39 protein-coding genes are annotated in these 23,778 nt (G+C 50.9%); 4 read left to right on the top strand and 35 right to left on the bottom strand.

The window, feature by feature from the left end:
• The first annotated feature begins 27 nt into the window (after nucleotides 1–27).
• The 3 genes from rsmB (at nucleotide 28) to mscL (ending at nucleotide 3,243) form a co-directional block, all read left to right on the top strand.
• Nucleotides 28–1,326, top strand: a complete 1,299-nt coding sequence (gene rsmB, locus RAC65_RS13925) for a 16S rRNA (cytosine(967)-C(5))-methyltransferase RsmB (RefSeq protein WP_058702698.1) — start codon at nucleotides 28–30, stop codon at nucleotides 1,324–1,326.
• A 20-nt stretch (nucleotides 1,327–1,346) separates the two neighbouring features.
• Nucleotides 1,347–2,723 carry a Trk system potassium transporter TrkA gene (gene trkA / locus RAC65_RS13920; protein ID WP_033741512.1) on the top strand — a complete coding sequence of 459 codons (1,377 nt, stop codon included), beginning with the start codon at nucleotides 1,347–1,349 and terminating at the stop codon, nucleotides 2,721–2,723.
• A 109-nt stretch (nucleotides 2,724–2,832) separates the two neighbouring features.
• Nucleotides 2,833–3,243, top strand: coding sequence for a large-conductance mechanosensitive channel protein MscL (gene mscL, locus RAC65_RS13915; protein WP_006120604.1), 411 nt, complete (start codon nucleotides 2,833–2,835; stop codon nucleotides 3,241–3,243).
• Here mscL and RAC65_RS13910 read toward each other — a convergent pair.
• From RAC65_RS13910 to rpsJ, 30 genes are all read right to left on the bottom strand, one after another.
• Nucleotides 3,218–3,472: an alternative ribosome-rescue factor A gene (locus tag RAC65_RS13910; RefSeq protein WP_039343751.1), complete on the bottom strand. Its 255-nt coding sequence runs from the start codon at nucleotides 3,470–3,472 to the stop codon at nucleotides 3,218–3,220. The two genes, mscL and RAC65_RS13910, sit on opposite strands and share 26 nt — an antisense overlap.
• 86 nt (nucleotides 3,473–3,558) lie before the next feature.
• Nucleotides 3,559–3,927: a DUF1992 domain-containing protein gene (locus tag RAC65_RS13905; RefSeq protein ID WP_033741516.1), complete on the bottom strand. Its 369-nt coding sequence runs from the start codon at nucleotides 3,925–3,927 to the stop codon at nucleotides 3,559–3,561.
• Between the two features lie 93 nt (nucleotides 3,928–4,020).
• Complete coding sequence (gene rplQ, locus RAC65_RS13900; RefSeq protein ID WP_009087575.1) at nucleotides 4,021–4,407, bottom strand: 50S ribosomal protein L17; 387 nt, start codon at nucleotides 4,405–4,407, stop codon at nucleotides 4,021–4,023.
• Between the two features lie 40 nt (nucleotides 4,408–4,447).
• A complete protein-coding gene (locus tag RAC65_RS13895) occupies nucleotides 4,448–5,437 on the bottom strand; it encodes a DNA-directed RNA polymerase subunit alpha (protein WP_033741519.1) in 990 nt (329 codons plus the stop codon).
• Nucleotides 5,438–5,462: 25 nt separating this feature from the next.
• Nucleotides 5,463–6,083 carry a 30S ribosomal protein S4 gene (rpsD, locus tag RAC65_RS13890; RefSeq protein ID WP_006120599.1) on the bottom strand — a complete coding sequence of 207 codons (621 nt, stop codon included), beginning with the start codon at nucleotides 6,081–6,083 and terminating at the stop codon, nucleotides 5,463–5,465.
• Between the two features lie 32 nt (nucleotides 6,084–6,115).
• Complete coding sequence (rpsK, locus tag RAC65_RS13885) at nucleotides 6,116–6,505, bottom strand: 30S ribosomal protein S11 (protein ID WP_004160563.1); 390 nt, start codon at nucleotides 6,503–6,505, stop codon at nucleotides 6,116–6,118.
• A 16-nt stretch (nucleotides 6,506–6,521) separates the two neighbouring features.
• On the bottom strand, nucleotides 6,522–6,878 hold the full coding sequence (rpsM, locus tag RAC65_RS13880; RefSeq protein ID WP_003850176.1) for a 30S ribosomal protein S13: 357 nt from the start codon (nucleotides 6,876–6,878) through the stop codon (nucleotides 6,522–6,524).
• A gap of 144 nt (nucleotides 6,879–7,022) precedes the next feature.
• Complete coding sequence (rpmJ, locus tag RAC65_RS13875; protein WP_004160566.1) at nucleotides 7,023–7,139, bottom strand: 50S ribosomal protein L36; 117 nt, start codon at nucleotides 7,137–7,139, stop codon at nucleotides 7,023–7,025.
• Between the two features lie 32 nt (nucleotides 7,140–7,171).
• Nucleotides 7,172–8,503, bottom strand: coding sequence for a preprotein translocase subunit SecY (gene secY / locus RAC65_RS13870; RefSeq protein WP_006120598.1), 1,332 nt, complete (start codon nucleotides 8,501–8,503; stop codon nucleotides 7,172–7,174).
• Nucleotides 8,504–8,510: 7 nt separating this feature from the next.
• Complete coding sequence (gene rplO / locus RAC65_RS13865) at nucleotides 8,511–8,945, bottom strand: 50S ribosomal protein L15 (protein WP_009087579.1); 435 nt, start codon at nucleotides 8,943–8,945, stop codon at nucleotides 8,511–8,513.
• A 3-nt stretch (nucleotides 8,946–8,948) separates the two neighbouring features.
• Nucleotides 8,949–9,128 carry a 50S ribosomal protein L30 gene (rpmD, locus tag RAC65_RS13860; RefSeq protein ID WP_003850166.1) on the bottom strand — a complete coding sequence of 60 codons (180 nt, stop codon included), beginning with the start codon at nucleotides 9,126–9,128 and terminating at the stop codon, nucleotides 8,949–8,951.
• A 5-nt stretch (nucleotides 9,129–9,133) separates the two neighbouring features.
• Nucleotides 9,134–9,634: a 30S ribosomal protein S5 gene (gene rpsE / locus RAC65_RS13855; protein ID WP_006120595.1), complete on the bottom strand. Its 501-nt coding sequence runs from the start codon at nucleotides 9,632–9,634 to the stop codon at nucleotides 9,134–9,136.
• Between the two features lie 14 nt (nucleotides 9,635–9,648).
• Entirely contained in the window at nucleotides 9,649–10,002 is a 354-nt protein-coding gene (gene rplR / locus RAC65_RS13850) for a 50S ribosomal protein L18 (protein WP_003850163.1), read from the bottom strand.
• A gap of 9 nt (nucleotides 10,003–10,011) precedes the next feature.
• Nucleotides 10,012–10,545 carry a 50S ribosomal protein L6 gene (rplF, locus tag RAC65_RS13845; protein ID WP_033741521.1) on the bottom strand — a complete coding sequence of 178 codons (534 nt, stop codon included), beginning with the start codon at nucleotides 10,543–10,545 and terminating at the stop codon, nucleotides 10,012–10,014.
• Between the two features lie 12 nt (nucleotides 10,546–10,557).
• Nucleotides 10,558–10,950, bottom strand: a complete 393-nt coding sequence (rpsH, locus tag RAC65_RS13840) for a 30S ribosomal protein S8 (protein WP_006120593.1) — start codon at nucleotides 10,948–10,950, stop codon at nucleotides 10,558–10,560.
• Nucleotides 10,951–10,982: 32 nt separating this feature from the next.
• A complete protein-coding gene (gene rpsN / locus RAC65_RS13835; RefSeq protein WP_006120592.1) occupies nucleotides 10,983–11,288 on the bottom strand; it encodes a 30S ribosomal protein S14 in 306 nt (101 codons plus the stop codon).
• A gap of 14 nt (nucleotides 11,289–11,302) precedes the next feature.
• Nucleotides 11,303–11,842, bottom strand: a complete 540-nt coding sequence (gene rplE, locus RAC65_RS13830; RefSeq protein WP_006120591.1) for a 50S ribosomal protein L5 — start codon at nucleotides 11,840–11,842, stop codon at nucleotides 11,303–11,305.
• 14 nt (nucleotides 11,843–11,856) lie between these two features.
• Complete coding sequence (gene rplX / locus RAC65_RS13825; protein ID WP_003850150.1) at nucleotides 11,857–12,171, bottom strand: 50S ribosomal protein L24; 315 nt, start codon at nucleotides 12,169–12,171, stop codon at nucleotides 11,857–11,859.
• Between the two features lie 10 nt (nucleotides 12,172–12,181).
• Complete coding sequence (gene rplN, locus RAC65_RS13820) at nucleotides 12,182–12,553, bottom strand: 50S ribosomal protein L14 (protein WP_006120590.1); 372 nt, start codon at nucleotides 12,551–12,553, stop codon at nucleotides 12,182–12,184.
• A 168-nt stretch (nucleotides 12,554–12,721) separates the two neighbouring features.
• Nucleotides 12,722–12,976: a 30S ribosomal protein S17 gene (rpsQ, locus tag RAC65_RS13815; RefSeq protein ID WP_006120589.1), complete on the bottom strand. Its 255-nt coding sequence runs from the start codon at nucleotides 12,974–12,976 to the stop codon at nucleotides 12,722–12,724.
• The gene (rpmC, locus tag RAC65_RS13810) at nucleotides 12,976–13,167 is read right to left on the bottom strand and encodes a 50S ribosomal protein L29 (protein ID WP_006120588.1); all 192 of its coding nucleotides are present in this window, start codon (nucleotides 13,165–13,167) and stop codon (nucleotides 12,976–12,978) included. Before rpmC ends, rpsQ begins: the two co-directional genes overlap by 1 nt.
• Nucleotides 13,167–13,577, bottom strand: a complete 411-nt coding sequence (gene rplP, locus RAC65_RS13805) for a 50S ribosomal protein L16 (protein ID WP_002438716.1) — start codon at nucleotides 13,575–13,577, stop codon at nucleotides 13,167–13,169. The genes rpmC and rplP overlap by 1 nt, the downstream gene beginning before the upstream one ends.
• An 11-nt stretch (nucleotides 13,578–13,588) precedes the next feature.
• The gene (gene rpsC / locus RAC65_RS13800) at nucleotides 13,589–14,287 is read right to left on the bottom strand and encodes a 30S ribosomal protein S3 (protein WP_006120587.1); all 699 of its coding nucleotides are present in this window, start codon (nucleotides 14,285–14,287) and stop codon (nucleotides 13,589–13,591) included.
• Nucleotides 14,288–14,304: 17 nt separating this feature from the next.
• Complete coding sequence (gene rplV, locus RAC65_RS13795; protein ID WP_002919773.1) at nucleotides 14,305–14,637, bottom strand: 50S ribosomal protein L22; 333 nt, start codon at nucleotides 14,635–14,637, stop codon at nucleotides 14,305–14,307.
• Nucleotides 14,638–14,650: 13 nt separating this feature from the next.
• A complete protein-coding gene (gene rpsS / locus RAC65_RS13790) occupies nucleotides 14,651–14,929 on the bottom strand; it encodes a 30S ribosomal protein S19 (RefSeq protein WP_001138115.1) in 279 nt (92 codons plus the stop codon).
• A 16-nt stretch (nucleotides 14,930–14,945) separates the two neighbouring features.
• Nucleotides 14,946–15,767: a 50S ribosomal protein L2 gene (gene rplB / locus RAC65_RS13785; protein ID WP_006120586.1), complete on the bottom strand. Its 822-nt coding sequence runs from the start codon at nucleotides 15,765–15,767 to the stop codon at nucleotides 14,946–14,948.
• Between the two features lie 17 nt (nucleotides 15,768–15,784).
• Complete coding sequence (gene rplW, locus RAC65_RS13780) at nucleotides 15,785–16,087, bottom strand: 50S ribosomal protein L23 (RefSeq protein ID WP_006120585.1); 303 nt, start codon at nucleotides 16,085–16,087, stop codon at nucleotides 15,785–15,787.
• Complete coding sequence (gene rplD / locus RAC65_RS13775) at nucleotides 16,084–16,689, bottom strand: 50S ribosomal protein L4 (RefSeq protein ID WP_006120584.1); 606 nt, start codon at nucleotides 16,687–16,689, stop codon at nucleotides 16,084–16,086. The genes rplW and rplD overlap by 4 nt, the downstream gene beginning before the upstream one ends.
• Before the next feature lie 10 nt (nucleotides 16,690–16,699).
• A complete protein-coding gene (rplC, locus tag RAC65_RS13770) occupies nucleotides 16,700–17,329 on the bottom strand; it encodes a 50S ribosomal protein L3 (RefSeq protein ID WP_006120583.1) in 630 nt (209 codons plus the stop codon).
• A 32-nt stretch (nucleotides 17,330–17,361) separates the two neighbouring features.
• Nucleotides 17,362–17,673: a 30S ribosomal protein S10 gene (gene rpsJ, locus RAC65_RS13765; protein ID WP_006120582.1), complete on the bottom strand. Its 312-nt coding sequence runs from the start codon at nucleotides 17,671–17,673 to the stop codon at nucleotides 17,362–17,364.
• A gap of 401 nt (nucleotides 17,674–18,074) precedes the next feature.
• Here rpsJ and RAC65_RS13760 point away from each other — a divergent pair, with 401 nt between their 5' ends.
• Nucleotides 18,075–18,848, top strand: a complete 774-nt coding sequence (locus RAC65_RS13760) for a prepilin peptidase (protein WP_375096808.1) — start codon at nucleotides 18,075–18,077, stop codon at nucleotides 18,846–18,848.
• Here the strand turns inward: RAC65_RS13760 and bfr are convergent.
• From bfr to rpsG, 5 genes are all read right to left on the bottom strand, one after another.
• Complete coding sequence (gene bfr, locus RAC65_RS13755) at nucleotides 18,835–19,308, bottom strand: bacterioferritin (protein ID WP_006120580.1); 474 nt, start codon at nucleotides 19,306–19,308, stop codon at nucleotides 18,835–18,837. The two genes, RAC65_RS13760 and bfr, sit on opposite strands and share 14 nt — an antisense overlap.
• A 106-nt stretch (nucleotides 19,309–19,414) precedes the next feature.
• Nucleotides 19,415–19,609, bottom strand: coding sequence for a bacterioferritin-associated ferredoxin (gene bfd / locus RAC65_RS13750; RefSeq protein ID WP_033741530.1), 195 nt, complete (start codon nucleotides 19,607–19,609; stop codon nucleotides 19,415–19,417).
• A gap of 177 nt (nucleotides 19,610–19,786) precedes the next feature.
• Nucleotides 19,787–20,971, bottom strand: coding sequence for an elongation factor Tu (tuf, locus tag RAC65_RS13745; protein WP_006120578.1), 1,185 nt, complete (start codon nucleotides 20,969–20,971; stop codon nucleotides 19,787–19,789).
• Between the two features lie 68 nt (nucleotides 20,972–21,039).
• Nucleotides 21,040–23,154: an elongation factor G gene (fusA, locus tag RAC65_RS13740; protein ID WP_006120577.1), complete on the bottom strand. Its 2,115-nt coding sequence runs from the start codon at nucleotides 23,152–23,154 to the stop codon at nucleotides 21,040–21,042.
• A 93-nt stretch (nucleotides 23,155–23,247) separates the two neighbouring features.
• The gene (gene rpsG, locus RAC65_RS13735) at nucleotides 23,248–23,718 is read right to left on the bottom strand and encodes a 30S ribosomal protein S7 (RefSeq protein ID WP_006120576.1); all 471 of its coding nucleotides are present in this window, start codon (nucleotides 23,716–23,718) and stop codon (nucleotides 23,248–23,250) included.
• Nucleotides 23,719–23,778: the final 60 nt, after the last annotated feature.

The following is a 23,778-nucleotide window of genomic DNA, read 5'->3' as shown; positions in this document are numbered from 1 at the left end:
GGGCCTTTTGTTTGATGGCACTATCTTATGACTAAATCATCCAACCTTCGTAGCCTGTCTGCACAACTGATTGAACGTGTTGTCGATAAGGGCGAGTCACTCAATACTGTGCTGCCTGCCGCACAGAAAAAAGTCGCCGATAAAGACGCCGCTCTGGTGCAAGAGATCTGCTTTGGTGTGTTACGAACGTTACCGCAGTTGGAAGCGCTTATCGGGAAATTGATGGAGCGCCCTCTGACCGGCAAACAGCGTACGCTGCATTTTCTGATCATGGTGGGCCTGTACCAGTTACTCTACACGCGCGTCCCGGCACATGCGGCATTAGCCGAGACCGTTGCTGGTGCTGAAGTGCTGAAACGTGCCAATCTGAAAGGATTGATCAACGGTGTGTTACGTCAGTTCCAGCGCCGTCAGGAGGAACTCCTTGCCAGCATCCAGGAAGGTCCACAGCGCCATCTTCATCCCGGATGGCTACTGAACCGACTGCAGCTTGCCTGGCCAGATCGCTGGCAACAGATTGTTGACGCGAATAACCAACGCCCACCGATGTGGCTGCGGGTTAACCGTCAGCACCATACCCGTGACAGTTGGCTTGCTCTGCTGACCGCCAGTGAAAGAGAGGCGATGACCGCAGAGGATGTGCCGGAAGCATTACGCCTGGCCTCGCCAGCGCCGGTTCACCAGTTACCCGGTTTCGACCAGGGCTGGGTTACGGTGCAGGATCTCTCAGCACAGCGCTGTGCGCTTCTGCTTGCGCCTAAAAATGGCGAACATATTCTCGATCTGTGTGCAGCGCCAGGCGGCAAAACGACGCATATTTTAGAAATAGCCCCTGACGCGCAGGTCCTCGCTGTGGATGTGGACGCACAACGACTGAAGCGCGTAACCGAAAACCTGACACGGCTGGGAATGACCGCCGAGGTCAAACAAGGTGATGGCCGTACTCCGCAGCAATGGTGTGACCAACGGCAGTTTGATCGTATCCTGCTGGATGCGCCCTGCTCAGCCACAGGCGTGATTCGCCGCCATCCGGATATCAAATGGTTACGCCGCGATCGCGATATCAGCGAACTGGCCGCTTTGCAGCGTGACATTCTGGAGGCCACCTGGACGCTTCTTAAAGCGGGCGGTACGATGATCTACGCGACCTGCTCTGTCCTACCGGAAGAGAACCATGAGCAAATCAGCGGTTTCTTACAGCGACATGCGGATGCACAGGCTATCTCCCTTTCAGGCGCGCCCGAAACGGGCTGGCAGGTGTTCCCTGACGCTGAAGGCGGAGACGGATTTTTCTACGCTAAGCTGATTAAAGACGCTAACGCATAATGAAAAGGCTTTGAAAAGCGATGAAAATCATCATTCTTGGTGCTGGCCAAGTTGGAGGCACACTGGCCGAAAATCTGGTTGGCGAAAACAACGATATAACAGTTGTTGATACAGATTCAGCACGTTTACGTCAGTTACAGGATAAATTTGATTTACGTGTTGTGCAGGGTCATGGTTCCCACCCACGGGTTCTCCGTGAGGCGGGCGCGGAAGACGCCGATATGCTGGTCGCCGTTACCAGCTCTGACGAAACCAACATGATAGCCTGTCAAATCGCGTATTCGCTCTTCAACACGCCAAATCGTATCGCCCGCATACGTGCGGCTGACTATCTGCGCGATGCGGATAAGCTTTTTATTCCCGAAGCAGTGCCTATCGACCATCTGATTTCGCCTGAGCAACTGGTTATCGACAATATTTACCGCCTGATTCAATATCCGGGCGCGTTGCAGGTAGTTAATTTTGCTGAAGGCAAAGTGAGCCTCGCAGTCGTGAAAGCCTATTACGGTGGCCCCCTGGTGGGCAATCCATTGTCGATCCTGCGCGATCACATGCCCCATATCGATACGCGCGTAGCGGCGATTTTTCGTCAGGACCGCCCTATCCGGCCACAGGGCTCCACCATTATCGAAGCCGGTGATGAAGTTTTCTTCATTGCCGCCAGCCAGCATATTCGTGCGGTAATGAGTGAAATGCAGCGCCTGGAAAAGCCTTATAAACGCATCATGTTAGTAGGCGGCGGCAACATTGGCTTTGGCCTGGCGCAAAAGCTCGAGAAAAACTACAGCGTGAAACTTATTGAGCGCAATCCCCAGCGCGCGGCCGAACTGGCTGAACAGTTGCACGACACGGTGGTCTTTTACGGTGATGCCTCCGATCAGGAACTACTGGCGGAAGAGCATATTGAGCAGGTGGATTTGTTTATCGCCGTCACCAATGATGACGAAGCCAATATCATGTCTGCCATGCTGGCCAAAAAAATGGGTGCCAAGAAAGTTATGGTGCTGATTCAACGCCGTGCTTATGTCGATCTGGTCCAGGGCAGCGTCATTGATATCGCCATTTCGCCCCAGCAGGCGACCATCTCGGCCTTACTGGGACATGTGCGCAAAGCCGATATTGTGGGTGTCTCGTCATTACGTCGAGGCATTGCTGAAGCCATCGAAGCCATCGCGCATGGCGACGAAACCACATCGCGCGTGGTGGGACGGTCAGTTGATGATATCAAGCTGCCACCAGGCACACTGATTGGTGCTGTGGTGCGCGGCGACGATGTGATGATAGCGAATGACAATCTGCGTATTGAACAGGGCGATCACGTTGTGATGTTTTTAACCGATAAAAAGTTTGTGCCGGACGTCGAGCGCCTGTTCCAGCCCAGTCCGTTTTTCCTATAACACATAAAAAGCCAGCACTGACATGTCAGTTGCTTATTGTCTGTGGTTAATGGCAAATATTGTGAGCTTTGTTAAACTTTATGGCATTGGCTAAGGCAAGGAGAGAAGTATGAGTTTATTCAAAGAGTTTCGTGATTTTGCGATGCGCGGCAACGTGGTTGATCTGGCCGTCGGTGTGATTATCGGTGCGGCATTCGGTAAGATTGTTTCATCACTGGTCGCGAACATCATTATGCCACCGCTGGGCTTGCTGATTGGCGGCGTTGATTTCAAATCGTTTAGCTGGGTGCTTAAACCTGCCGTCGGCAACACACCGGCTGTCGTTATGGAATATGGTATTTTCCTGCAAACCGTATTTGATTTCATCATTGTTGCTTTTGCTATCTTTATGGCGATTAAGCTGATGAACAAACTGTATAAGAAGAAAGAAGTAGAAAAACCGGCACCTAAGCCTACAAATGAAGAACTGCTTCTGACAGAAATCCGCGATTTACTCAAACAACAGAATACGAAAATCTAAAATAAAAAGCCGCTCTGAAGCGGCTTTTTTGTGTCTGTAAAGCAGAAGGCCAGTGATAAACGGCTTGCTTATCACTGGCCTCCCAGCCTTTCCCATGTTTTTCTTTACGCCGGTAACTGCCTTTGCCTTTTTGTTTTTCTTCAACACGTTGCCTGAACAGCGGGTCGTGTAACAATGCCTGTAAGGCGTTATCCTGTATTTGTCCTTTCGTATGACGGTATCTGGACATAACTTCTCCGGTTGAGTAATGGAATAATGCGGTGAAAAGATTAAGCAAACTCATTATACGCGCACAACAGCGACAAAAAATACACCTTAATCGGGCACGAGTTTGGTCTTAATCGCACGACCATATTCCCCCTCAAGAAAATCAGTGCGCATACCGGCCTGGCTCAGCCTTATCTTCAGTTGCCGTAATCGTTGTGTCTGGATCAGCGCCTCTGGATCGTCAGGATCTAAATGCTGTAAAAGATCGCTGACCTGAAGTGCTTCGCGGCGCAGCTCAAGTTCGGGGGGAAGAAAACCTGCATTTTTTAACAGTCGGTATCCTGCTCGTAGTTCAGGTGGAACCTGACTGTCGTCTTCGAGATTCAGCGGTGCGCCTTCGCCCGGCAGATCACTCAGCTCACCTTTCTCCTGCGCGGCTTTAATATGCTGTTCTGCAAGCTGATCAATTAACCACATTGTTCACCTCCTTCATAACACCACAAGCGTAGCAGACGCAAAATGACAGGCAATAAAAAACCCGCCGAAGCGGGTTTTTCACGTTGCAACAGATTACTCTGCTGCAGCTTCTGCTTGAGCTTCTGGACGATCAACCAGCTCGATGTATGCCATCGGAGCGTTGTCACCAGCGCGGAAGCCACACTTCAGAATGCGAGTGTAACCACCTGCACGGCTCGCGAAACGCGGGCCTAACTCATTAAACAGTTTTGCCACGATCTCGTTATCACGAGTACGGGCGAATGCCAGACGACGATTAGCTACGTTGTCGGTCTTGGCAAGAGTAATCAGCGGCTCAACTACGCGGCGCAACTCTTTGGCTTTCGGCAGAGTCGTCTTGATGATCTCGTGACGAACCAGAGAGCCAGCCATGTTGCGGAACATAGCCTGACGATGGCTGCTGTTGCGGTTCAGTTGACGACCACTCTTACGATGGCGCATGACCTTATCCTTCTCAGTGAAACCTTAACCTGTGATCGGGTTATTCATCAGCAATGCTTGCCGGTGGCCAGTTTTCCAGGCGCATGCCCAGAGACAGACCACGTGAGGCCAGCACATCTTTAATCTCGGTAAGAGATTTTTTACCAAGGTTAGGCGTTTTAAGCAGCTCAACCTCAGTACGCTGTACCAGATCACCGATGTAGTGGATAGCTTCTGCCTTAAGGCAGTTAGCAGAGCGGACAGTCAATTCCAGATCGTCAACAGGGCGCAGCAGGATCGGATCGAATTCTGGTTTCTCTTCTTTCACTTCCGGCTGACGTACATCACGTAAGTCAACGAAAGCTTCCAGTTGTTCTGCCAGGATGGTCGCCGCACGACGAATCGCCTCTTCAGGATCGATTGTGCCGTTGGTTTCCATTTCGATGACCAGCTTGTCCAGGTCGGTGCGCTGCTCTACACGCGCTGCTTCAACATTGTAGGCGATACGGTCTACAGGGCTGTAGCAAGCGTCGACCAGCAGACGGCCGATTGGGCGCTCATCTTCTTCCGAATGAATTCGGGCAGAAGCCGGCACATAACCACGACCACGCTGAACTTTGATACGCATGCTAATAGATGCGTTGTCATCGGTCAGATGGCAGATCACATGCTGCGGCTTGACGATTTCGACATCACCATCATGGGTAATGTCGGCTGCAGTCACAGGGCCAATGCCAGATTTATTCAAGGTAAGAATAACTTCATCTTTGCCCTGAACTCTTACCGCCAAACCTTTAAGGTTGAGCAGGATTTCCAGGATATCTTCCTGTACACCCTCTTTGGTGCTGTACTCATGCAGTACACCATCAATTTCAACCTCGGTCACCGCGCAACCCGGCATTGATGAAAGCAGAATACGGCGCAGCGCGTTACCAAGAGTATGGCCAAAGCCACGCTCTAAAGGCTCAAGGGTCACCTTGGCGTGCGTCGAACTCACTTGCTCGATATCTACCAGGCGCGGTTTTAGAAACTCTGTCACAGAACCCTGCATTGTGTCCTCTCTTTGGTACTAAGCTTTACTTAGAGTAAAGCTCGACGATCAGGTGTTCGTTAATGTCCGCAGACAGATCAGTACGTTCAGGAATACGTTTGAACACACCTTCCATCTTAGCTGCATCAACTTCCAGCCAGGTTGGCTTTTCACGCTGCTCAGCCAGCTCCAGAGCGGCCTTCACGCGAGATTGCTTTTTGGCTTTCTCACGGATGCTAACGACATCATTCGGAGATACCTGATAAGAAGCGATGTTAACAACGCGACCATTTACCAGAACAGACTTATGGCTGACCAGCTGACGTGCTTCCGCACGCGTTGCACCAAAGCCCATACGATAAACGACGTTGTCCAGACGGCCTTCCAGCAGAGCCAACAGGTTTGCACCGGTGTTGCCTTTCAGACGTGCTGCTTCTTTGTAATAGTTACGGAACTGACGCTCAAGCACACCGTAGATACGACGAACTTTTTGCTTTTCACGTAACTGACCGCCGTAGTCAGACAGACGTGGCTTGCGCGCACCGTGCTGACCAGGGGCTTGTTCAATCTTACACTTGGAATCAATCGCGCGAACGCCAGACTTAAGGAATAAGTCAGTGCCCTCACGACGGCTCAGCTTGAGCTTAGGACCCAAATATCTTGCCATTTTCTTTCTCCAACTAACCTAAAAAACGGACGTTATACGCGACGTTTTTTCGGCGGACGACAACCGTTGTGAGGGATCGGAGTCACATCAGTAATGTTCGTGATGCGGAAACCAGCGGCGTTCAAAGCACGAATCGTTGATTCGCGGCCTGGACCCGGACCCTTAACCATAACTTCCAGGTTCTTAATACCGTAATCTTTTACAGCTTCTGCACAGCGCTCTGCAGCGACCTGAGCAGCAAACGGCGTAGATTTACGTGAACCGCGGAAACCGGAACCACCGGCGGTTGCCCAACCCAGTGCGTTACCCTGACGATCAGTAATGGTAACGATGGTGTTGTTAAAAGACGCATGGACATGAGCCACGCCATCTGAGACTTGTTTTCTTACACGCTTACGTGCACGAACTGGTGCCTTTGCCATTATTTACTCACCCCGATTATTTCTTGATCGGTTTACGCGGACCCTTACGGGTACGTGCGTTGGTCTTGGTGCGCTGACCGCGAACCGGAAGACCACGACGATGGCGCAAACCACGGTAGCAACCAAGGTCCATCAGACGCTTGATGCTCAGGGTGATTTCACGGCGCAGATCACCTTCAACAACGAATTTAGCAACTGCATCACGCAGCTGATCAATTTGTTCTTCAGACAGCTCACTGATCTTAACATTTTCAGCAATACCCGTTGAAGCGCAAATGGCTTTAGAACGAGTTTTACCAATACCGAAGATCGAAGTTAATGCGATAACGGTATGTTTCTGATCAGGAATGTTAATGCCTGCTATACGGGCCACTATGCACTCCTACTATTTAATATGTACGCACCATGCTGAAAAGCCCGTTTTCAGGATACTCAAATGGAAACGTACAGACATACAAAAGATTGGCTGGCTAATCTAGCCAGCTCAACCCGACTTTGCAAGAAAAATATGTGAAAATCAGCCTTGGCGCTGTTTATGCTTTGGCTCGGCGCTGCAGATCACACGAACGACACCGTCGCGACGAATGATTTTGCAGTTACGACATAATTTCTTGACGGAAGCACGAACTTTCATTTTTACTCTCCGTAACTTCTCAACCACCTGAATTAACGGCCATAGCCCTTCAGGTTAGCTTTCTTCAATGCAGACTCGTACTGACTTGACATCATCAGAGTTTGCACTTGAGCCATAAAGTCCATGATGACGACCACTACGATAAGCAGCGATGTACCGCCAAAGTAGAAAGGAACTTTCATCGCATCACGCATGAACTCCGGGATAAGGCAAATAAAGGTAATGTAGAGGGCACCGATTAAGGTTAACCGTGTCATTACTTTATCGATATATCTCGCCGTTTGCTCTCCCGGACGAATTCCCGGTACGAATGCACCAGACTTCTTCAGGTTATCTGCTGTTTCACGCGGGTTGAAAACCAACGCCGTGTAGAAGAAACAGAAGAAGATGATAGCAGTCGCATAGAGTAGCACATAAAGCGGCTGTCCTGGCTGCAAATACATCGAAATTGTTGTCAGCCAGTTCCAACCGGTACCGCCCCCGAACCACGATGCAATCGTTGCCGGGAACAGAATAATGCTGGAAGCGAAGATTGCCGGGATAACCCCTGCCATATTCACTTTCAACGGTAAATGTGTGCTCTGTGCAGCGTAAACGCGACGACCTTGTTGACGTTTCGCATAGTTCACCACGATGCGGCGTTGACCACGCTCAACGAAAATAACAAAGAAGGTCACTGCAAATACGAGAACTGCAACCAACAGCAACAGAAGGAAGTGCAGGTCACCTTGCCGCGCTTGCTCGATGGTATGGCCAATGGCCGGCGGAAGTCCCGCAACAATACCCGCGAAGATAATGATCGAGATACCGTTACCGATACCACGTTCAGTAATCTGTTCGCCCAGCCACATCAGGAACATTGTCCCGGTAACCAGACTTACAACAGCGGTAAAATAGAATGCAAAGCCTGGATTCATTACCAGGCCTTGCATACCAGGCATATTCGGCAAACCGGTAGCAATACCGATCGATTGGAATATGGCCAATACCAACGTACCGTAACGGGTGTACTGACTAATCTTACGACGGCCAGCCTCCCCTTCTTTCTTGATTTCTGCTAAGGCAGGATGAACCACCGTTAACAGCTGGATAATAATAGATGCCGAAATATACGGCATGATACCCAGAGCAAAAATAGAAGCACGGCTGAGAGCACCACCAGAGAACATGTTAAACATTTCAATGATGGTGCCACGCTGTTGCTCAAGCAGTTTGGCAAGTACAGTGGCATCAATACCAGGGATTGGAATGAAAGAGCCAATGCGGAAGACAATCAGTGCACCGATAACAAACAGCAGTCTGCGTTTCAGTTCACCAAAGCCACCTTTGGCACTTTGAAAATCTAATCCCGGTTGTTTAGCCATCTGCTACTTATTCCTCGATTTTACCGCCAGCAGCTTCGATTGCAGCACGAGCACCTTTGGTGACACGCAGGCCGCGAACCGTTACCGGTGCAGAAACTTCACCAGACAGAATGACTTTAACGAACTCAATCTGGACACCGACAATGTTGGCTGCTTTCAGCGCGTTCAGGTCGACGATACCGCCTTCAACTTTCGCCAGATCAGACAGACGAATCTCTGTGGTGATCATTGCTTTGCGAGAGGTGAAACCGAACTTCGGCAGACGACGGTACAGAGGCATCTGACCACCTTCGAAACCGCGACGTACGCCACCGCCAGAACGTGAGTTCTGACCTTTGTGACCACGACCACCGGTTTTTCCGAGGCCAGAACCGATACCACGACCCAGACGCTTGGTAGCGTGCTTAGACCCTTCGGCCGGAGACAGAGTATTTAAACGCATCTCTTACTCCTCCACTTTAACCATGTAGGAAACCGCGTTGACCATGCCGCGTACAGCTGGCGTGTCTTCACGCTCTACGGTATGACCAATACGACGCAGACCCAGGCCAACCAGAGTGGCTTTATGCTTAGGCAAGCGGCCGATTGAACTACGGGTTTGAGTGATTTTAATAGTCTTTGCCATCGTGATTACCCCAGAATTTCTTCAACGGATTTACCACGCTTAGCAGCGACCATTTCCGGAGACTTCATATTGCCCAGGCCGTCGATAGTTGCACGAACCACGTTAATCGGGTTAGTAGAACCATAGGCTTTTGCCAGAACGTTATGTACTCCAGCGACTTCCAGAACGGCGCGCATTGCACCACCGGCGATGATACCGGTACCTTCTGAAGCCGGCTGCATGAACACACGGGACCCAGTGTGCGCACCTTTAACAGGGTGCTGCAGGGTGCCGTTGATCAGCGCGACATTAACCATGTTGCGACGGGCTTTCTCCATCGCTTTCTGGATCGCTGCTGGAACTTCACGCGCTTTACCGTAACCAAAACCAACGCGGCCGTTACCATCACCCACTACAGTCAGTGCGGTGAAGGAGAAAATACGACCACCTTTTACAGTTTTAGATACACGGTTTACCGCGATCAGTTTTTCCTGCAGTTCGCCAGCTTGTTTCTCGATGTGTGCCATCTTAGACCTCTACCTTAGAACTGAAGGCCAGCTTCACGGGCAGCATCTGCCAGTGCCTGGACGCGACCATGATATTGGAAACCGGAACGGTCGAAAGAAACACCAGTGATGCCTTTTTCGATTGCGCGTTCTGCAATAGCTTTACCTACAGCAGCTGCGGCTTCTTTATTACCGGTATACTTCAGTTGTTCAGTGATAGCTTTTTCTACAGTAGAAGCAGCAACCAGAACTTCGGAACCGTTCGGGGCGATTACCTGTGCGTAAATGTGACGCGGGGTACGATGTACCACCAGGCGAGTAGCACCCAGCTCTTTGAGCTTGCGACGTGCACGGGTCGCACGACGGATACGAGCAGATTTCTTATCCATAGTGTTACCTTACTTCTTCTTAGCCTCTTTGGTACGCACGACTTCGTCGGCGTAACGGACACCCTTGCCTTTATAAGGCTCAGGACGACGGTAGGCGCGCAAGTCAGCTGCAACCTGGCCGATCACCTGCTTATCAGCGCCTTTCAGCACGATTTCAGTCTGAGTCGGACACTCTGCAGTGATACCCGCGGGCAGCTGGTGATCAACTGGATGAGAAAAGCCCAGAGACAGGTTAACTACGTTGCCTTTAACGGCAGCACGATAACCAACACCAACCAGCTGCAGCTTCTTAGTGAAGCCTTCGGTAACACCGATAACCATTGCGTTCAGCAGCGCGCGAGAAGTACCCGCCTGCGCCCAGCCGTCAACATAACCTTCGCGCGGAGCGAAAGTCAGAGTGTTGTCAGCATGCTTAACTTCAACAGCATCATTGATAGTACGAGTCAGCTCGCCGTTTTTACCTTTAATCGAAATTACCTGACCGTTGAGTTTTACCTCTACGCCGGCAGGAACAACGACAGGTGCTTTAGCAACACGAGACATAGTATCCTCCGATTACGCTACGTAGCAGATAATTTCGCCACCAAGACCAGCCTGGCGCGCTGCACGATCAGTCATAACACCTTTCGATGTAGAAATGACAGCGATACCCATACCAGCCATTACCTTTGGCAGCTCATCTTTTTTCTTATAGATGCGCAGGCCGGGACGGCTTACTCGCTGAATGCTTTCTACAACCGCTTTACCCTGGAAATACTTAAGAGTCAGTTCCAGTTCCAGCTTGGTGTCGCCTTCGATTTTAAAATCTTCAATAAAGCCTTCTTCCTTCAGCACGTTGGCAATTGCCAATTTCAGCTTGGAGGAGGGCATGGTGACCGCAACTTTGTTCGCGGCCTGACCGTTACGGATACGGGTCAGCATATCCGCGATCGGATCTTGCATGCTCATCTGTGTTACTCCCGTGATTCAATTGGTGACAATTACCAGCTAGCCTTTTTCAGACCCGGGATTTCACCGCGCATTGCGGCTTCACGGACCTTGATACGGCTCAACCCAAACTTCCGCAGGAAACCGTGCGGACGACCTGTTTGACGGCAGCGGTTACGCTGACGTGAAGGGCTGGAATCACGCGGCAGACTCTGCAGCTTGAGAACGGCATCCCAACGGTCTTCGTCGGAAGCGTTCACATCAGAAATGATCGCTTTCAGTTCAGCGCGTTTTGCGAAGAATTTGTCTGCTAATTTCACACGCTTAACTTCGCGTGCTTTCATAGATTGCTTAGCCATTAAGTAACCCTACCTTACTTACGGAACGGGAAGTCAAAGGCAGCCAGCAGAGCACGGCCTTCATCATCAGATTTCGCAGTAGTGGTAATGGTAATATCCAAACCACGAACGCGATCGACTTTGTCGTAGTCGATTTCTGGGAAGATGATCTGCTCACGTACACCCATGCTGTAGTTGCCACGACCATCGAATGACTTAGCGGACAGGCCACGGAAGTCACGGATACGCGGTACAGCAATGGTGATCAGACGCTCAAAGAACTCCCACATGCGTTCGCCACGCAGAGTTACTTTACAGCCGATCGGATAGCCCTGACGGATTTTGAAGCCTGCAACTGATTTGCGTGCTTTGGTGATCAACGGTTTTTGACCGGAGATTGCTGCCAGGTCAGCTGCTGCGTTATCCAGCAGTTTCTTGTCAGCGATCGCTTCACCAACACCCATGTTCAGGGTGATCTTCTCGACCCGAGGGACTTGCATGACAGAATTGTAGCCGAACTCAGACATGAGTTTCTGGACTACCTCGTCTTTGTAGTAATCATGCAGTTTCGCCATCGTACTACTCCAAATTACTTGATAGTTTCGCTATTAGATTTGAAGAAACGGACTTTTTTACCGTCTTCGAATCTAAAGCCTACACGGTCAGCCTTACCGGTTGCCGCATTGAAGAGAGCAACGTTAGAAACCTGAATTGCAGCTTCTTTTTCAACGATGCCGCCTGGTTGGTTCAGAGCCGGAACAGGCTTCTGATGTTTCTTAACCAGGTTGATACCTTCAACGATGACCTTGCCAGAAGACAGGACGTTCTTAACTTTACCGCGCTTACCTTTATCTTTACCGGTTAACACGATAACTTCGTCGTTACGACGGATTTTAGCTGCCATTGTTCGCTCCTTAGAGTACTTCTGGTGCCAGAGAGATAATTTTCATGAACTTTTCAGTACGAAGTTCACGAGTTACCGGCCCAAAAATACGCGTACCGATAGGCTGCTCGCTGTTATTGTTTAAAATAACGCATGCATTACCATCGAAGCGAATGACAGAACCGTCCGGGCGACGAACACCCTTCCTGGTGCGCACCACTACCGCCTTCAGGACATCACCTTTTTTAACTTTACCACGTGGAATTGCTTCCTTGATGGTAACTTTAATGATGTCGCCGACGCCTGCGTAGCGACGGTGCGAGCCACCCAGAACCTTGATACACATTACGCGACGTGCACCGGAGTTGTCGGCGACGTTCAGCATAGTCTGTTCTTGGATCATTTCAGTGCTCCGCTAATGTCAACTACTACTTCGGGACCTAGACCTCAGGTCGATTGAAAGCCCCATAATTGAGGGCGCGGCATTATAACACCGGTTCTCGCAGATGGGTAGAAAAAATGAACGGCTCTTTCGAGCCGTTCATTAGATTTTTAAAGAGGGCAAATTCTATTACAGAATTGCTTTCTCTACAACGCGAACCAGTGTCCAGGACTTAGTCTTAGACAGTGGACGGCATTCGCGGATTTCTACCACGTCGCCGATTCCACATTCGTTGTTCTCGTCATGGATGTGCAGCTTAGTCGTACGCTTAATGAATTTTCCATAGATTGGATGCTTCACGAAACGCTCGATAGCAACAACAGCAGATTTCTGCATTTTGTCACTAACAACACGACCCTGCAGAGTACGGATTTTATCGGTCATTACGAACCCGCCTTCTCAGTCAGTAAAGTCTTAACGCGTGCAACATCACGGCGAACCTGCTTCAGCAGATGAGACTGCTGCAGTTGGCCAGATGCTGCCTGCATGCGCAGGTTAAATTGCTCACGCAGCAGATTAAGCAGCTCAGTGTTCAGCTCTTCAACGCTTTTTTCACGCAGCTCTGTTGCTTTCATTACATCACCGTCTTAGTTACAAAGGTGGTTTTGATAGGCAGTTTTGCTGCTGCCAGCTTGAATGCTTCACGGGCCAGCTCTTCTGGTACGCCGTCCATTTCATACAGGACTTTACCAGGCTGGATCAGGGCAACCCAATACTCAACGTTACCCTTACCTTTACCCATACGCACTTCCAGCGGCTTCTCGGTGATCGGTTTGTCCGGGAATACACGGATCCAGATCTTACCTTGACGCTTAACTGCACGGGTCATAGCACGACGTGCTGCTTCGATCTGACGGGCAGTCAGACGACCACGGCCAACAGCTTTCAGACCGAAAGTCCCGAAGCTAACATCCGTACCCTGCGCCAGACCGCGGTTGCGGCCTTTGTGCACTTTACGGAATTTCGTACGCTTTGGTTGTAACATAGCGACTCTCCTTACTTACGGCCTTTACGCTGCTGCTTTTTAGGTTGAGCAGCCGGTTCCGGTTGTTCAACAGCAGCCATACCACCCAGGATCTCGCCTTTGAAGATCCATACCTTAACGCCGATTACACCATAAGTGGTGTGCGCTTCAGAGGTGTTGTAGTCAATGTCAGCACGCAGAGTGTGCAACGGCACGCGACCTTCACGGTACCATTCGGTACGTGCGATCTCGGCGCCGCCCAGACGGCCGCTAACTTCAACTTTGATACCCTTCGCGCCCAGACGCATGGCGTTCTGAACCGCACGCTTCATAGCACGACGGAACATCACACGACGCTCCAGCTGTGAAGTGATGCTGTCAGCAACCAGTTTTGCGTCCAGTTCCGGTTTACGGACTTCGGCGATATTGATCTGTGCAGGAACGCCAGCGATTTTCGCGACGACCGTGCGCAGTTTTTCTACGTCTTCACCTTTCTTACCGATCACGATGCCAGGACGAGCGGTGTGAATGGTCACACGGATGCTCTTAGCTGGACGCTCGATAACGATACGAGATACAGACGCCTTAGCCAGTTCCTTAGTCAGGTACTGACGTACTTTAAAGTCGCTGTCCAGGTTGTCAGCGAATTCTTTGGTGTTCGCAAACCAGGTAGAGTTCCATGGTTTTACAATACCCAGGCGAATACCATTAGGATGTACTTTCTGACCCATTGCTAGTCTCCAGAGTCTCAGCGATCGGACACAACCACAGTAATGTGGCTGGTGCGCTTCAGGATGCGATCTGCACGACCTTTTGCACGCGGCATAATGCGCTTCATGCTTGGGCCTTCGTCGACGAAAATTTTCGCGACTTTCAGATCGTCGATATCAGCGCCATCGTTGTGTTCAGCGTTAGCAATGGCAGATTCCAGAACTTTCTTGACCAGTACAGCCGCTTTCTTGTTGGTGTAGGTCAAAATGTCCAGTGCCTGCGACACTTTCTTACCGCGGATCAGGTCAGCAACAAGGCGAACCTTCTGAGCAGAAGAACGAGCGTGGCGATGTTGAGCTAAAGTTTCCATCTCTTCCTCCTACTTATTTCTTCTTGGCTTTTTTATCAGCCGCGTGACCGCGATAAGTACGTGTCGGCGCGAATTCACCCAGTTTGTGACCAACCATTTCGTCGGAAACAAAGACAGGAACGTGCTGACGACCATTATGGACAGCGATGGTCAAACCGATCATGTTAGGAAAGATCGTTGAACGACGGGACCAAGTGCGCAAAGGCTTCTTGTCACCGCTTTCCACCGCTTTCTCTACCTTCTTCAGCAAGTGCAGGTCAATAAAAGGACCTTTCTTGAGAGAACGTGGCATGGCTTATCCTCTAATATTATTTGCTACGGCGACGTACGATAAATTTATCGGTACGCTTGTTGCTACGGGTCTTCTTACCTTTGGTCTGAACGCCCCACGGAGTTACCGGGTGCTTACCAAAGTTACGACCTTCACCACCACCGTGCGGGTGATCTACTGGGTTCATCGCGGTACCACGAACGGTCGGACGAACACCACGCCAACGGGTTGCACCAGCTTTACCCAGAACGCGCAGCATATGCTCAGCGTTACCGACTTCGCCCAGTGTAGCGCGGCAGTCAGCTTCGACTTTACGCATTTCACCTGAACGCAGACGCAGGGTAACGTAGGAACCTTCACGCGCAACGATCTGCACGTAAGCACCGGCTGAGCGAGCAATCTGACCGCCTTTGCCTGGTTTCATTTCTACGTTGTGAACGGTAGAACCCACCGGGATGTTACGCATCGGCAGTGTGTTACCTGCTTTGATCGCAGCATCAACGCCAGACTGAATCTGGTCGCCGGCTTTCAGGCCCTTAGGGGCCAGGATGTAACGGCGTTCGCCGTCTTTGTACAGAACCAGTGCGATGTTCGCAGAGCGGTTCGGATCGTACTCAAGACGTTCAACGGTTGCCGGGATACCATCTTTGTTGCGTTTGAAGTCAACCAGACGGTAAGCCTGCTTATGACCACCACCGATGTGACGGGTAGTGATGCGACCGTTGTTGTTGCGGCCACCGGATTTGCTGTTTTTTTCCAGCAATGGAGCAAACGGCTTGCCCTTGTGCAACTCTGGGTTCACCACTTTAACGACGTGGCGACGACCCGGAGATGTCGGTTTACATTTAACAACTGCCATTGTCTTTCTCCTCCGACTTACTCAGCGCCGCCGACGAAGTCCAGATTCTGGCCTTCCTTCAGGGTGACGTAAGCTTTTTTCCAGTCGCTACGACGACCGATACGCTGTCCGTGACGCTTAACCTTACCTTTAACTACCAGGGTGTTAACGTCTTTAACTTCTACTTCGAACAGTTTCTCAACAGCAGCAACGATCTCTGCTTTAGTCGCGTCTTTAGCTACTTTGAGTACGATGGTGTTGGTTTTTTCCATCGCGCTAGATGCCTTTTCAGATACGTGCGGCGCGCGCAGTACTTTCAGCAGACGTTCTTCACGGATCATGCCAGCATCTCCTCAACTTGCTTAACTGCATCAGCAGTCATAACGACTTTGTCGAAGGCGATCAGGCTAACTGGGTCGATACCCGCTGCATCACGCACGTCAACCTTGTACAGGTTACGCGCAGCCAGGAACAGATTTTCATCCAGTTCGCCGGTGATGATCAGCACGTCTTCCAGCGCCATGTCTTTCAGCTTCTGTGCCAGCAACTTGGTTTTCGGTGCTTCAACAGAGAACTGCTCGACAACGATCAGACGATCTTGACGTACCAGTTCGGACAGGATGCTTTTCAGCGCGCCGCGGTACATCTTTTTGTTAACTTTTTGACTGTGGTCTTGTGGCTTAGCAGCAAAGGTCACGCCACCTGAACGCCAGATCGGGCTCTTTACAGAACCTGAACGCGCACGGCCGGTGCCTTTCTGACGCCAAGGCTTTTTGCCTGAACCGGTTACTTCAGCGCGAGTTTTCTGCGCGCGAGTACCCTGGCGGGCGCCTGATGCGTAAGCAACAACAACCTGGTGAACCAGCGCTTCGTTGAAATCACGACCGAAGGTAGTTTCGGAAACAGTCAGCGCGCTCTGCGCGTCTTTCAATACTAATTCCATTGCTATCCCCTTACGCCTTCACAGCTGGTTTAACGATCAGGTCGCTACCGGTAGCACCGGGAACTGCACCTTTAACCAGCAGCAGGTTGCGCTCAGCGTCAACACGTACTACGTCCAGGCTCTGAACAGTTACGCGCTCATTACCCAGCTGACCTGCCATTTTCTTGCCTTTGAACACTTTGCCCGGAGTCTGGTTCTGACCGATAGAACCCGGAACGCGGTGAGACAAGGAGTTACCGTGGGTTGCGTCTTGGGTACGGAAGTTCCAGCGCTTAACGGTACCTGCGAAACCTTTACCTTTAGAGGTGCCAGTTACGTCTACTTTTTTAACGTCAGCGAAAATTTCAACGCTGATGCTCTGACCTACAGAATACTCATCACCTTCAGCGGTGCGGAATTCCCACAGGCCACGGCCAGCTTCTACGCCAGCTTTAGCAAAATGACCAGCTTCAGGTTTGGTCACACGGTTTGCTTTTTTAGCACCGGTGGTAACCTGAATTGCCTGGTAACCATCGTTCTCCAGGCCTTTGACCTGAGTAACGCGGTTCGCTTCAACTTCGATTACGGTTACTGGGATAGATACGCCATCTTCAGTGAAGATGCGGGTCATACCCACTTTTTTACCGACTAAACCAATCATTGTTTCAACCTCTCAATCGCTCGATGACCTGATTAACCCAGGCTGATCTGCACGTCAACACCGGCAGCCAGGTCCAGACGCATCAGAGCATCAACGGTTTTTTCAGTTGGCTCAACGATGTCTACCAGACGCTTGTGAGTGCGAATTTCGTACTGGTCACGCGCATCTTTGTTAACGTGCGGAGAGATCAGAACGGTAAAGCGCTCTTTGCGGGTCGGCAGCGGGATCGGACCACGTACCTGCGCACCAGTGCGCTTGGCAGTCTCGACGATTTCCGCGGTTGATTGATCGATCAGACGATGATCAAACGCTTTAAGACGGATACGGATTCTTTGGTTCGACATGAGACCAAGGCTCCAAACATTTTATAGACGAAAAAAATTACTACTCGAACCCATTACGATTGATGGGAGAGTGTAATCGTTCAGCATATAACTCCACAGTTGGGAGTATTGTCAGACGGCCCAACAAACTGCCGTCTGCGATTCAGCTCGAATCGCGCCTGCCAATATCGGCAGGCCCGCGCATTATACGTAGATTTGCTCAGGAAGCAACCCACGATGCACATTTGCCATAGAAAACTGTGTTTAACGCTTTTGTGCACGTCTGCACAGAAGCCCTGCAGGACGGATGTTTTCGCCCCTTTTTTTCTGGGCGCGGTTTTCCATTCTCTTTTTCTTATCCGCGACGCAGAGGACGCGTTCAGACAGACTCAGTCATCACATCAGGTTAACCGGAGGTCATCGTGTTGCTCATCATCGTTGCTGTCTCCCTGTCAGGCGGCGTGCTTGGCAGCTTTCTCGCCCTGGCCTGTCAACGTTTTCATACGTCCGCTTCACCACGTCGCTGGCTGCAGTCATTGTGGACGCCGCCTTCCCACTGTATTTACTGTCGCCGCACGATCCTGTGGCACGACAGCGTTCCGCTGATAAGCTGGCTGTGGTTGCGGGGGCACTGTCGGTTTTGTTCGCATCCGGTCGGTTTGCTGCCCGTGCTGTTTGAGCTGACAGGCGCCCTGCTCTGCCTGTTGCTGGCTTACCTGTTTTACGACAATCTCATTCATGCGCTGTTTCCGCTTCTGGCTTCCTGTTTGCTCCTCGTCCTTGCGGCCATCGACCAGCGCCACTTCCTGCTGCCAGATGTTCTCACCCACGCGCTCCTGTGGCTGGGTCTTTCACGTTTCATGTTCTTTCAGCCACTCACGGTCAGTTCGGCCATCGGTGGCGTCATGTTTGGCTATGGTTCACTTTGGTTGCTTGCCGGAATTTTTCAACAGGTTACGCGGCGGAAGGGATTAGGTTGTGGGGATTTTAAACTGTTTGCCGCACTGGGCGCATGGTGTGGTTGGCAGGCCCTGCCCTTCATTGCCCTGACCGCCTGTACGACAGCCTTGATCGCTTTCGGCGCGCTGCGGATAAGGAACCGGGCGTGGTACCTGAACAGCCCGCTTCCCTTTGGCCCTTTCCTGGCCGTCGCGGGCTGGGGAGTTATCGTTAGTCAAAGCCTTACTCTTCTTTGATTTGCGCCTGCAGGTAATTCTGAATGCCCATCTTACTAATGAGATCAAGCTCGGTTTCAATCCAGTCGATATGATGCTCCTCATCTTCGAGGATGGCGATCATCATATCGCGGCTTACGTAATCATGAACTTTATCCGCATAGGCGATGGCTTCTCTCAGGTCTTTTGCGCCTTCGAGTTCAAGATTGAGATCGGACTGCAACATCTCCCCGACATCTTCTCCAATCCTGAGTCGTCCCAGATCCTGTAGATTAGGAATGCCTTCAAGAAACAGAATACGTTCGATGTATTTATCCGCATGCTTCATTTCATCTATGGACTCATGGTACTCAACGTCGTTAAGACGCATCAGTCCCCAGTTTTTGAACATCCGTGCATGTAAGAAGTACTGGTTTATTGCAACCAGTTCATTCCCCAACAATTTATTGAGATGACTTATGATTTTCGCATCGCCCTTCATTTCGCTTCCTCCGCTCATGTTTATTTGAGCGTAGATGCGGTTAAAAAGAAGTCAAAAAAACGCGATGAAAATTGTGGGTATTATCAAGTCGGTGGTGTGTGTGCGTTTACGCGATTTCTTTATATTGCGGAGCGTGCTGCATCTCTTCATCCATAATCGCGCGGGCATCCCGAATACATTTTCCACATTGCTTTCCCACGGGCACGATTTGGCGCAACTGCTGGATAGATTTGGGCTGATAACGGCGCACGACTTCACGGAGCGTTTTGTCACTGATGGCATTACACAGACAGACGTACATTTATTCATCACCCGGTCTATTTCGTGCGCACAGTGTAAATGCGAATCGTTTTTATTTCAAACCTACCTTTTGTGAGGAGAAAGCCTGCGTGATTAAATGACAGGCATAAAAAAAGAGCACCGAAGTGCTCTTTTTATTTTGCAGTGGCCACATGAGTGGCCACATCAGAGATCACAATTAAGCGATAACTTTAGCAACAACGCCCGCGCCAACGGTACGGCCACCTTCGCGGATTGCGAAGCGCAGACCTTCGTCCATTGCGATTGGGTGAATCAGGGTAACAACCATTTTGATGTTGTCGCCTGGCATAACCATTTCAACGCCTTCTGGCAGCTCTACTGAACCGGTCACGTCAGTGGTACGGAAGTAGAACTGTGGACGGTAGCCCTTGAAGAACGGAGTATGGCGGCCACCTTCGTCTTTAGACAGAACGTAAACTTCTGACTCGAACTTAGTGTGTGGCTTGATGGTGCCTGGCTTCGCCAGAACCTGACCACGCTGGATGTCTTCACGCTTGATACCGCGCAGCAGAACACCACAGTTTTCGCCTGCCTGACCCTGGTCCAGCAGTTTGCGGAACATTTCAACACCGGTACAGGTTGATTTCGCCGTATCTTTGATACCCACGATTTCAACTTCGTCGCCGACTTTAACAACACCGCGCTCAACACGACCGGTTACTACAGTACCACGGCCAGAGATTGAGAATACGTCTTCGATTGGCAGCAGGAACGGCATGTCGATAGCACGAACCGGATCCGGGATGTAGTTGTCCAGGTGGTTAGCCAGCTCAACGATCTTCTCTTCCCACTCTGGGTTGCCTTCCAGCGCTTTCAGTGCTGAACCGCGAACGATTGGAGTGTCGTCGCCCGGGAAGTCGTACTGTGACAGCAGGTCACGGACTTCCATCTCAACCAGCTCCAGCAGCTCTTCGTCATCAACCATGTCACACTTGTTCAGGAACACGATGATGTAAGGAACGCCTACCTGACGACCCAGCAGGATGTGCTCACGGGTCTGCGGCATTGGGCCGTCAGTCGCAGCAACAACCAGGATCGCGCCGTCCATCTGCGCAGCACCGGTGATCATGTTTTTCACATAGTCGGCGTGGCCCGGGCAGTCAACGTGTGCATAGTGGCGAGACGGGGTTTCATACTCAACGTGTGCAGTGTTGATGGTGATACCACGTGCTTTTTCTTCAGGGGTGCTGTCGATCTGGTCGAACGCACGCGCCTGGCCGCCGTTGGTTTTAGCCAGAACGGTGGTGATTGCTGCAGTCAGGGTGGTTTTACCGTGGTCAACGTGACCGATGGTGCCCACGTTTACGTGCAGTTTGTTACGTTGAAATTGCTCTTTCGCCATGGCGATATTCCTTACGTTATGCCTTCATCACCCGGGATGAAGGCATCAGTTCAAATTTAAACCGTAGCTTATTTGCTACGAGCTTCAATAACGGCCTGCGCAACGTTGTTCGGTGCGTCGTCATACTTCAGGAACTCCATGGAGTACGAAGCACGACCTTTGGTCAGAGAGCGCAGCTGAGTTGCATATCCGAACATTTCAGACAGTGGAACTTCAGCGTGGATCTGAACGCCAGTAGCGTTAGATTCCTGCCCTTTGAGCATACCACGACGACGGCTAAGGTCACCGATTACGTCACCGGTGTTCTCTTCTGGGGTTTCAACTTCAACCTTCATGATAGGCTCAAGCAGAACAGGCTGCGCTTTCTTAAAGCCATCTTTAAAGGCAATAGACGCGGCCAGTTTAAACGCCAGTTCAGAGGAGTCAACGTCATGGTAAGAACCGAAGTGCAGACGAACACCTAGATCCACAACCGGATAACCTGCCAGTGGGCCTGATTTCAACTGCTCCTGGATACCTTTATCAACGGCTGGGATGAATTCGCCAGGAATTACACCACCTTTGATATCGTTGACAAATTCGTAACCTTTCGGGTTCGAACCTGGCTCCAGCGGGTACATGTCGATAACAACATGACCGTACTGACCACGACCACCAGACTGCTTGGCGTGTTTACCTTCGATACCGGTAACTTTAGAGCGGATAGCTTCACGGTAAGCAACCTGTGGTTTACCCACGTTCGCTTCAACGTTGAATTCACGCTTCATACGGTCAACGATGATATCGAGGTGAAGTTCACCCATACCAGCGATGATAGTCTGGTTAGACTCTTCGTCAGTCCATACGCGGAATGACGGGTCTTCTTTCGCCAGACGACCCAGAGCCAGACCCATTTTTTCCTGGTCAGCTTTGGTTTTCGGCTCAACGGCGATAGAAATTACCGGCTCAGGGAATTCCATACGCTCCAGAATGATTGGCGCGTTTGGATCACACAGGGTATCACCAGTGATAACGTCTTTCAGGCCGATCGCAGCGGCGATGTCACCTGCGCGAACTTCGCTGATTTCTTCACGTTTGTTAGCGTGCATCTGAACGATACGACCGAAACGCTCACGTGCAGATTTCACGGAGTTCAGAACGGTATCGCCTGAGTTAACCACACCAGAGTAAACGCGGAAGAACGTCAGGTTACCCACGAATGGGTCAGTTGCGATCTTAAACGCCAGAGCAGAGAACGGCTCTTCATCACTTGCGTGACGCTCAGCTGGGGTATCTTTACCATCGTCCAGCATACCGTTGATTGCCGGTACGTCGGTCGGGGCTGGCAGATACTCAACAACCGCATCCAGCATTGCCTGAACACCTTTGTTCTTAAATGCAGAACCACAGGTCACCAGGATGATTTCGTTTTTCAGCACGCGCTGACGCAGCGCTTTTTTGATCTCTTCTTCAGTCAGCTCTTCACCGCTGAAGAATTTCTCCATCAGCTCTTCAGAGGCTTCTGCTGCAGCTTCGATCAGCTTGCCGCGCCATTCTTCAGCCAGTTCTTGCAGGTTAGCTGGGATCTCTTCGTAATCGAAGGTCACGCCCGCATCCTGGTCGTTCCAGTTGATGGCTTTCATTTTGATCAGGTCAACAACGCCGGTGAAGTTTTCTTCAGCGCCGATAGCGATCTGCAGCGGAACCGGAGTCGCGCCCAGACGAGATTCGATCTGACCAACTACTTTCAGGAAGTTTGCACCCATGCGGTCCATTTTGTTAACGAACGCAATGCGTGGAACTTTATATTTGTTAGCCTGACGCCATACGGTCTCAGACTGTGGCTGAACACCACCTACAGCACAGTAAACCATTACTGCGCCATCGAGCACACGCATGGAACGTTCTACTTCGATGGTGAAGTCAACGTGTCCCGGGGTGTCGATGATGTTGATGCGGTGTGGCTCAAACTGCTTAGCCATACCTGACCAGAACGCGGTCGTTGCAGCAGACGTGATGGTAATACCACGTTCCTGCTCCTGTGCCATCCAGTCCATGGTCGCTGCGCCATCATGCACTTCACCGATTTTGTGGTTAACACCGGTGTAGAACAGGATACGCTCGGTAGTAGTGGTTTTACCGGCGTCGATGTGTGCGCTGATACCGATATTACGGTAGCGCGCAATGGGTGTTGTACGAGCCATTTTATTCCTCGGTTTTTAGGACGTTCAAAGTTAGTCGACCCCAGCGGGTTGGCTGTTTGAGCGCCCGCTGGTTTAACAACAACTACGCAGCTGTTACCAGCGGTAGTGAGCGAACGCCTTGTTGGCTTCAGCCATACGGTGAACGTCTTCACGTTTCTTAACTGCAGTACCTTTGTTTTCTGCAGCGTCAGAAAGTTCGTTCGCCAGGCGTAAAGCCATAGATTTATCACCGCGTTTACGAGCAGCTTCTACGATCCAACGCATTGCCAGGGCATTACGACGAACCGGACGGACTTCAACTGGAACCTGATAGGTTGAACCACCAACGCGACGTGACTTAACTTCGACAGTCGGACGCACGTTTTCGAGAGCAACCTCAAAAGCTTCCAGGCCATCTTTACCAGCACGTTGAGCCAGGGTCTCAAGTGCGGTATAGACGATAGATTCAGCAGTAGATTTTTTACCATCTACCATCAGGATATTTACAAATTTAGCCAGCAGCTCTGATCCGAACTTAGGATCCGGCAGAATTTTACGCTGACCAATGACGCGACGACGTGGCATGGAAATACTCCGTTGTTAATTCAGGATTGTCCAAAACTCTACGAGTTTAGTTTGACATTT

Origin of the sequence: Pantoea sp. BS_8, assembly GCF_041954965.1 — a bacterium.
In the GTDB taxonomy this organism is placed as follows: domain Bacteria; phylum Pseudomonadota; class Gammaproteobacteria; order Enterobacterales; family Enterobacteriaceae; genus Pantoea; species Pantoea stewartii.
Note: the sequence above shows the minus strand (reverse complement) of the source record. Positions and strands in the feature narration are given on the sequence as shown.

Coding starts and splice junctions, on each gene's coding strand:
- rsmB (WP_058702698.1), top strand. CDS start 28: ATGACTAAATCATCCAACCTTCGTAGCCTGTCTGCACAACTGATTGAA.
- trkA (WP_033741512.1), top strand. CDS start 1,347: ATGAAAATCATCATTCTTGGTGCTGGCCAAGTTGGAGGCACACTGGCC.
- mscL (WP_006120604.1), top strand. CDS start 2,833: ATGAGTTTATTCAAAGAGTTTCGTGATTTTGCGATGCGCGGCAACGTG.
- RAC65_RS13910 (WP_039343751.1), bottom strand. CDS start 3,472: ATGTCCAGATACCGTCATACGAAAGGACAAATACAGGATAACGCCTTA.
- RAC65_RS13905 (WP_033741516.1), bottom strand. CDS start 3,927: ATGTGGTTAATTGATCAGCTTGCAGAACAGCATATTAAAGCCGCGCAG.
- rplQ (WP_009087575.1), bottom strand. CDS start 4,407: ATGCGCCATCGTAAGAGTGGTCGTCAACTGAACCGCAACAGCAGCCAT.
- RAC65_RS13895 (WP_033741519.1), bottom strand. CDS start 5,437: ATGCAGGGTTCTGTGACAGAGTTTCTAAAACCGCGCCTGGTAGATATC.
- rpsD (WP_006120599.1), bottom strand. CDS start 6,083: ATGGCAAGATATTTGGGTCCTAAGCTCAAGCTGAGCCGTCGTGAGGGC.
- rpsK (WP_004160563.1), bottom strand. CDS start 6,505: ATGGCAAAGGCACCAGTTCGTGCACGTAAGCGTGTAAGAAAACAAGTC.
- rpmJ (WP_004160566.1), bottom strand. CDS start 7,139: ATGAAAGTTCGTGCTTCCGTCAAGAAATTATGTCGTAACTGCAAAATC.
- secY (WP_006120598.1), bottom strand. CDS start 8,503: ATGGCTAAACAACCGGGATTAGATTTTCAAAGTGCCAAAGGTGGCTTT.
- rplO (WP_009087579.1), bottom strand. CDS start 8,945: ATGCGTTTAAATACTCTGTCTCCGGCCGAAGGGTCTAAGCACGCTACC.
- rpmD (WP_003850166.1), bottom strand. CDS start 9,128: ATGGCAAAGACTATTAAAATCACTCAAACCCGTAGTTCAATCGGCCGC.
- rpsE (WP_006120595.1), bottom strand. CDS start 9,634: ATGGCACACATCGAGAAACAAGCTGGCGAACTGCAGGAAAAACTGATC.
- rplR (WP_003850163.1), bottom strand. CDS start 10,002: ATGGATAAGAAATCTGCTCGTATCCGTCGTGCGACCCGTGCACGTCGC.
- rplF (WP_033741521.1), bottom strand. CDS start 10,545: ATGTCTCGTGTTGCTAAAGCACCTGTCGTTGTTCCTGCCGGCGTAGAG.
- rpsH (WP_006120593.1), bottom strand. CDS start 10,950: ATGAGCATGCAAGATCCGATCGCGGATATGCTGACCCGTATCCGTAAC.
- rpsN (WP_006120592.1), bottom strand. CDS start 11,288: ATGGCTAAGCAATCTATGAAAGCACGCGAAGTTAAGCGTGTGAAATTA.
- rplE (WP_006120591.1), bottom strand. CDS start 11,842: ATGGCGAAACTGCATGATTACTACAAAGACGAGGTAGTCCAGAAACTC.
- rplX (WP_003850150.1), bottom strand. CDS start 12,171: ATGGCAGCTAAAATCCGTCGTAACGACGAAGTTATCGTGTTAACCGGT.
- rplN (WP_006120590.1), bottom strand. CDS start 12,553: ATGATCCAAGAACAGACTATGCTGAACGTCGCCGACAACTCCGGTGCA.
- rpsQ (WP_006120589.1), bottom strand. CDS start 12,976: ATGACCGATAAAATCCGTACTCTGCAGGGTCGTGTTGTTAGTGACAAA.
- rpmC (WP_006120588.1), bottom strand. CDS start 13,167: ATGAAAGCAACAGAGCTGCGTGAAAAAAGCGTTGAAGAGCTGAACACT.
- rplP (WP_002438716.1), bottom strand. CDS start 13,577: ATGTTACAACCAAAGCGTACGAAATTCCGTAAAGTGCACAAAGGCCGC.
- rpsC (WP_006120587.1), bottom strand. CDS start 14,287: ATGGGTCAGAAAGTACATCCTAATGGTATTCGCCTGGGTATTGTAAAA.
- rplV (WP_002919773.1), bottom strand. CDS start 14,637: ATGGAAACTTTAGCTCAACATCGCCACGCTCGTTCTTCTGCTCAGAAG.
- rpsS (WP_001138115.1), bottom strand. CDS start 14,929: ATGCCACGTTCTCTCAAGAAAGGTCCTTTTATTGACCTGCACTTGCTG.
- rplB (WP_006120586.1), bottom strand. CDS start 15,767: ATGGCAGTTGTTAAATGTAAACCGACATCTCCGGGTCGTCGCCACGTC.
- rplW (WP_006120585.1), bottom strand. CDS start 16,087: ATGATCCGTGAAGAACGTCTGCTGAAAGTACTGCGCGCGCCGCACGTA.
- rplD (WP_006120584.1), bottom strand. CDS start 16,689: ATGGAATTAGTATTGAAAGACGCGCAGAGCGCGCTGACTGTTTCCGAA.
- rplC (WP_006120583.1), bottom strand. CDS start 17,329: ATGATTGGTTTAGTCGGTAAAAAAGTGGGTATGACCCGCATCTTCACT.
- rpsJ (WP_006120582.1), bottom strand. CDS start 17,673: ATGTCGAACCAAAGAATCCGTATCCGTCTTAAAGCGTTTGATCATCGT.
- bfr (WP_006120580.1), bottom strand. CDS start 19,308: ATGAAGGGCGATGCGAAAATCATAAGTCATCTCAATAAATTGTTGGGG.
- bfd (WP_033741530.1), bottom strand. CDS start 19,609: ATGTACGTCTGTCTGTGTAATGCCATCAGTGACAAAACGCTCCGTGAA.
- tuf (WP_006120578.1), bottom strand. CDS start 20,971: ATGGCGAAAGAGCAATTTCAACGTAACAAACTGCACGTAAACGTGGGC.
- fusA (WP_006120577.1), bottom strand. CDS start 23,154: ATGGCTCGTACAACACCCATTGCGCGCTACCGTAATATCGGTATCAGC.
- rpsG (WP_006120576.1), bottom strand. CDS start 23,718: ATGCCACGTCGTCGCGTCATTGGTCAGCGTAAAATTCTGCCGGATCCT.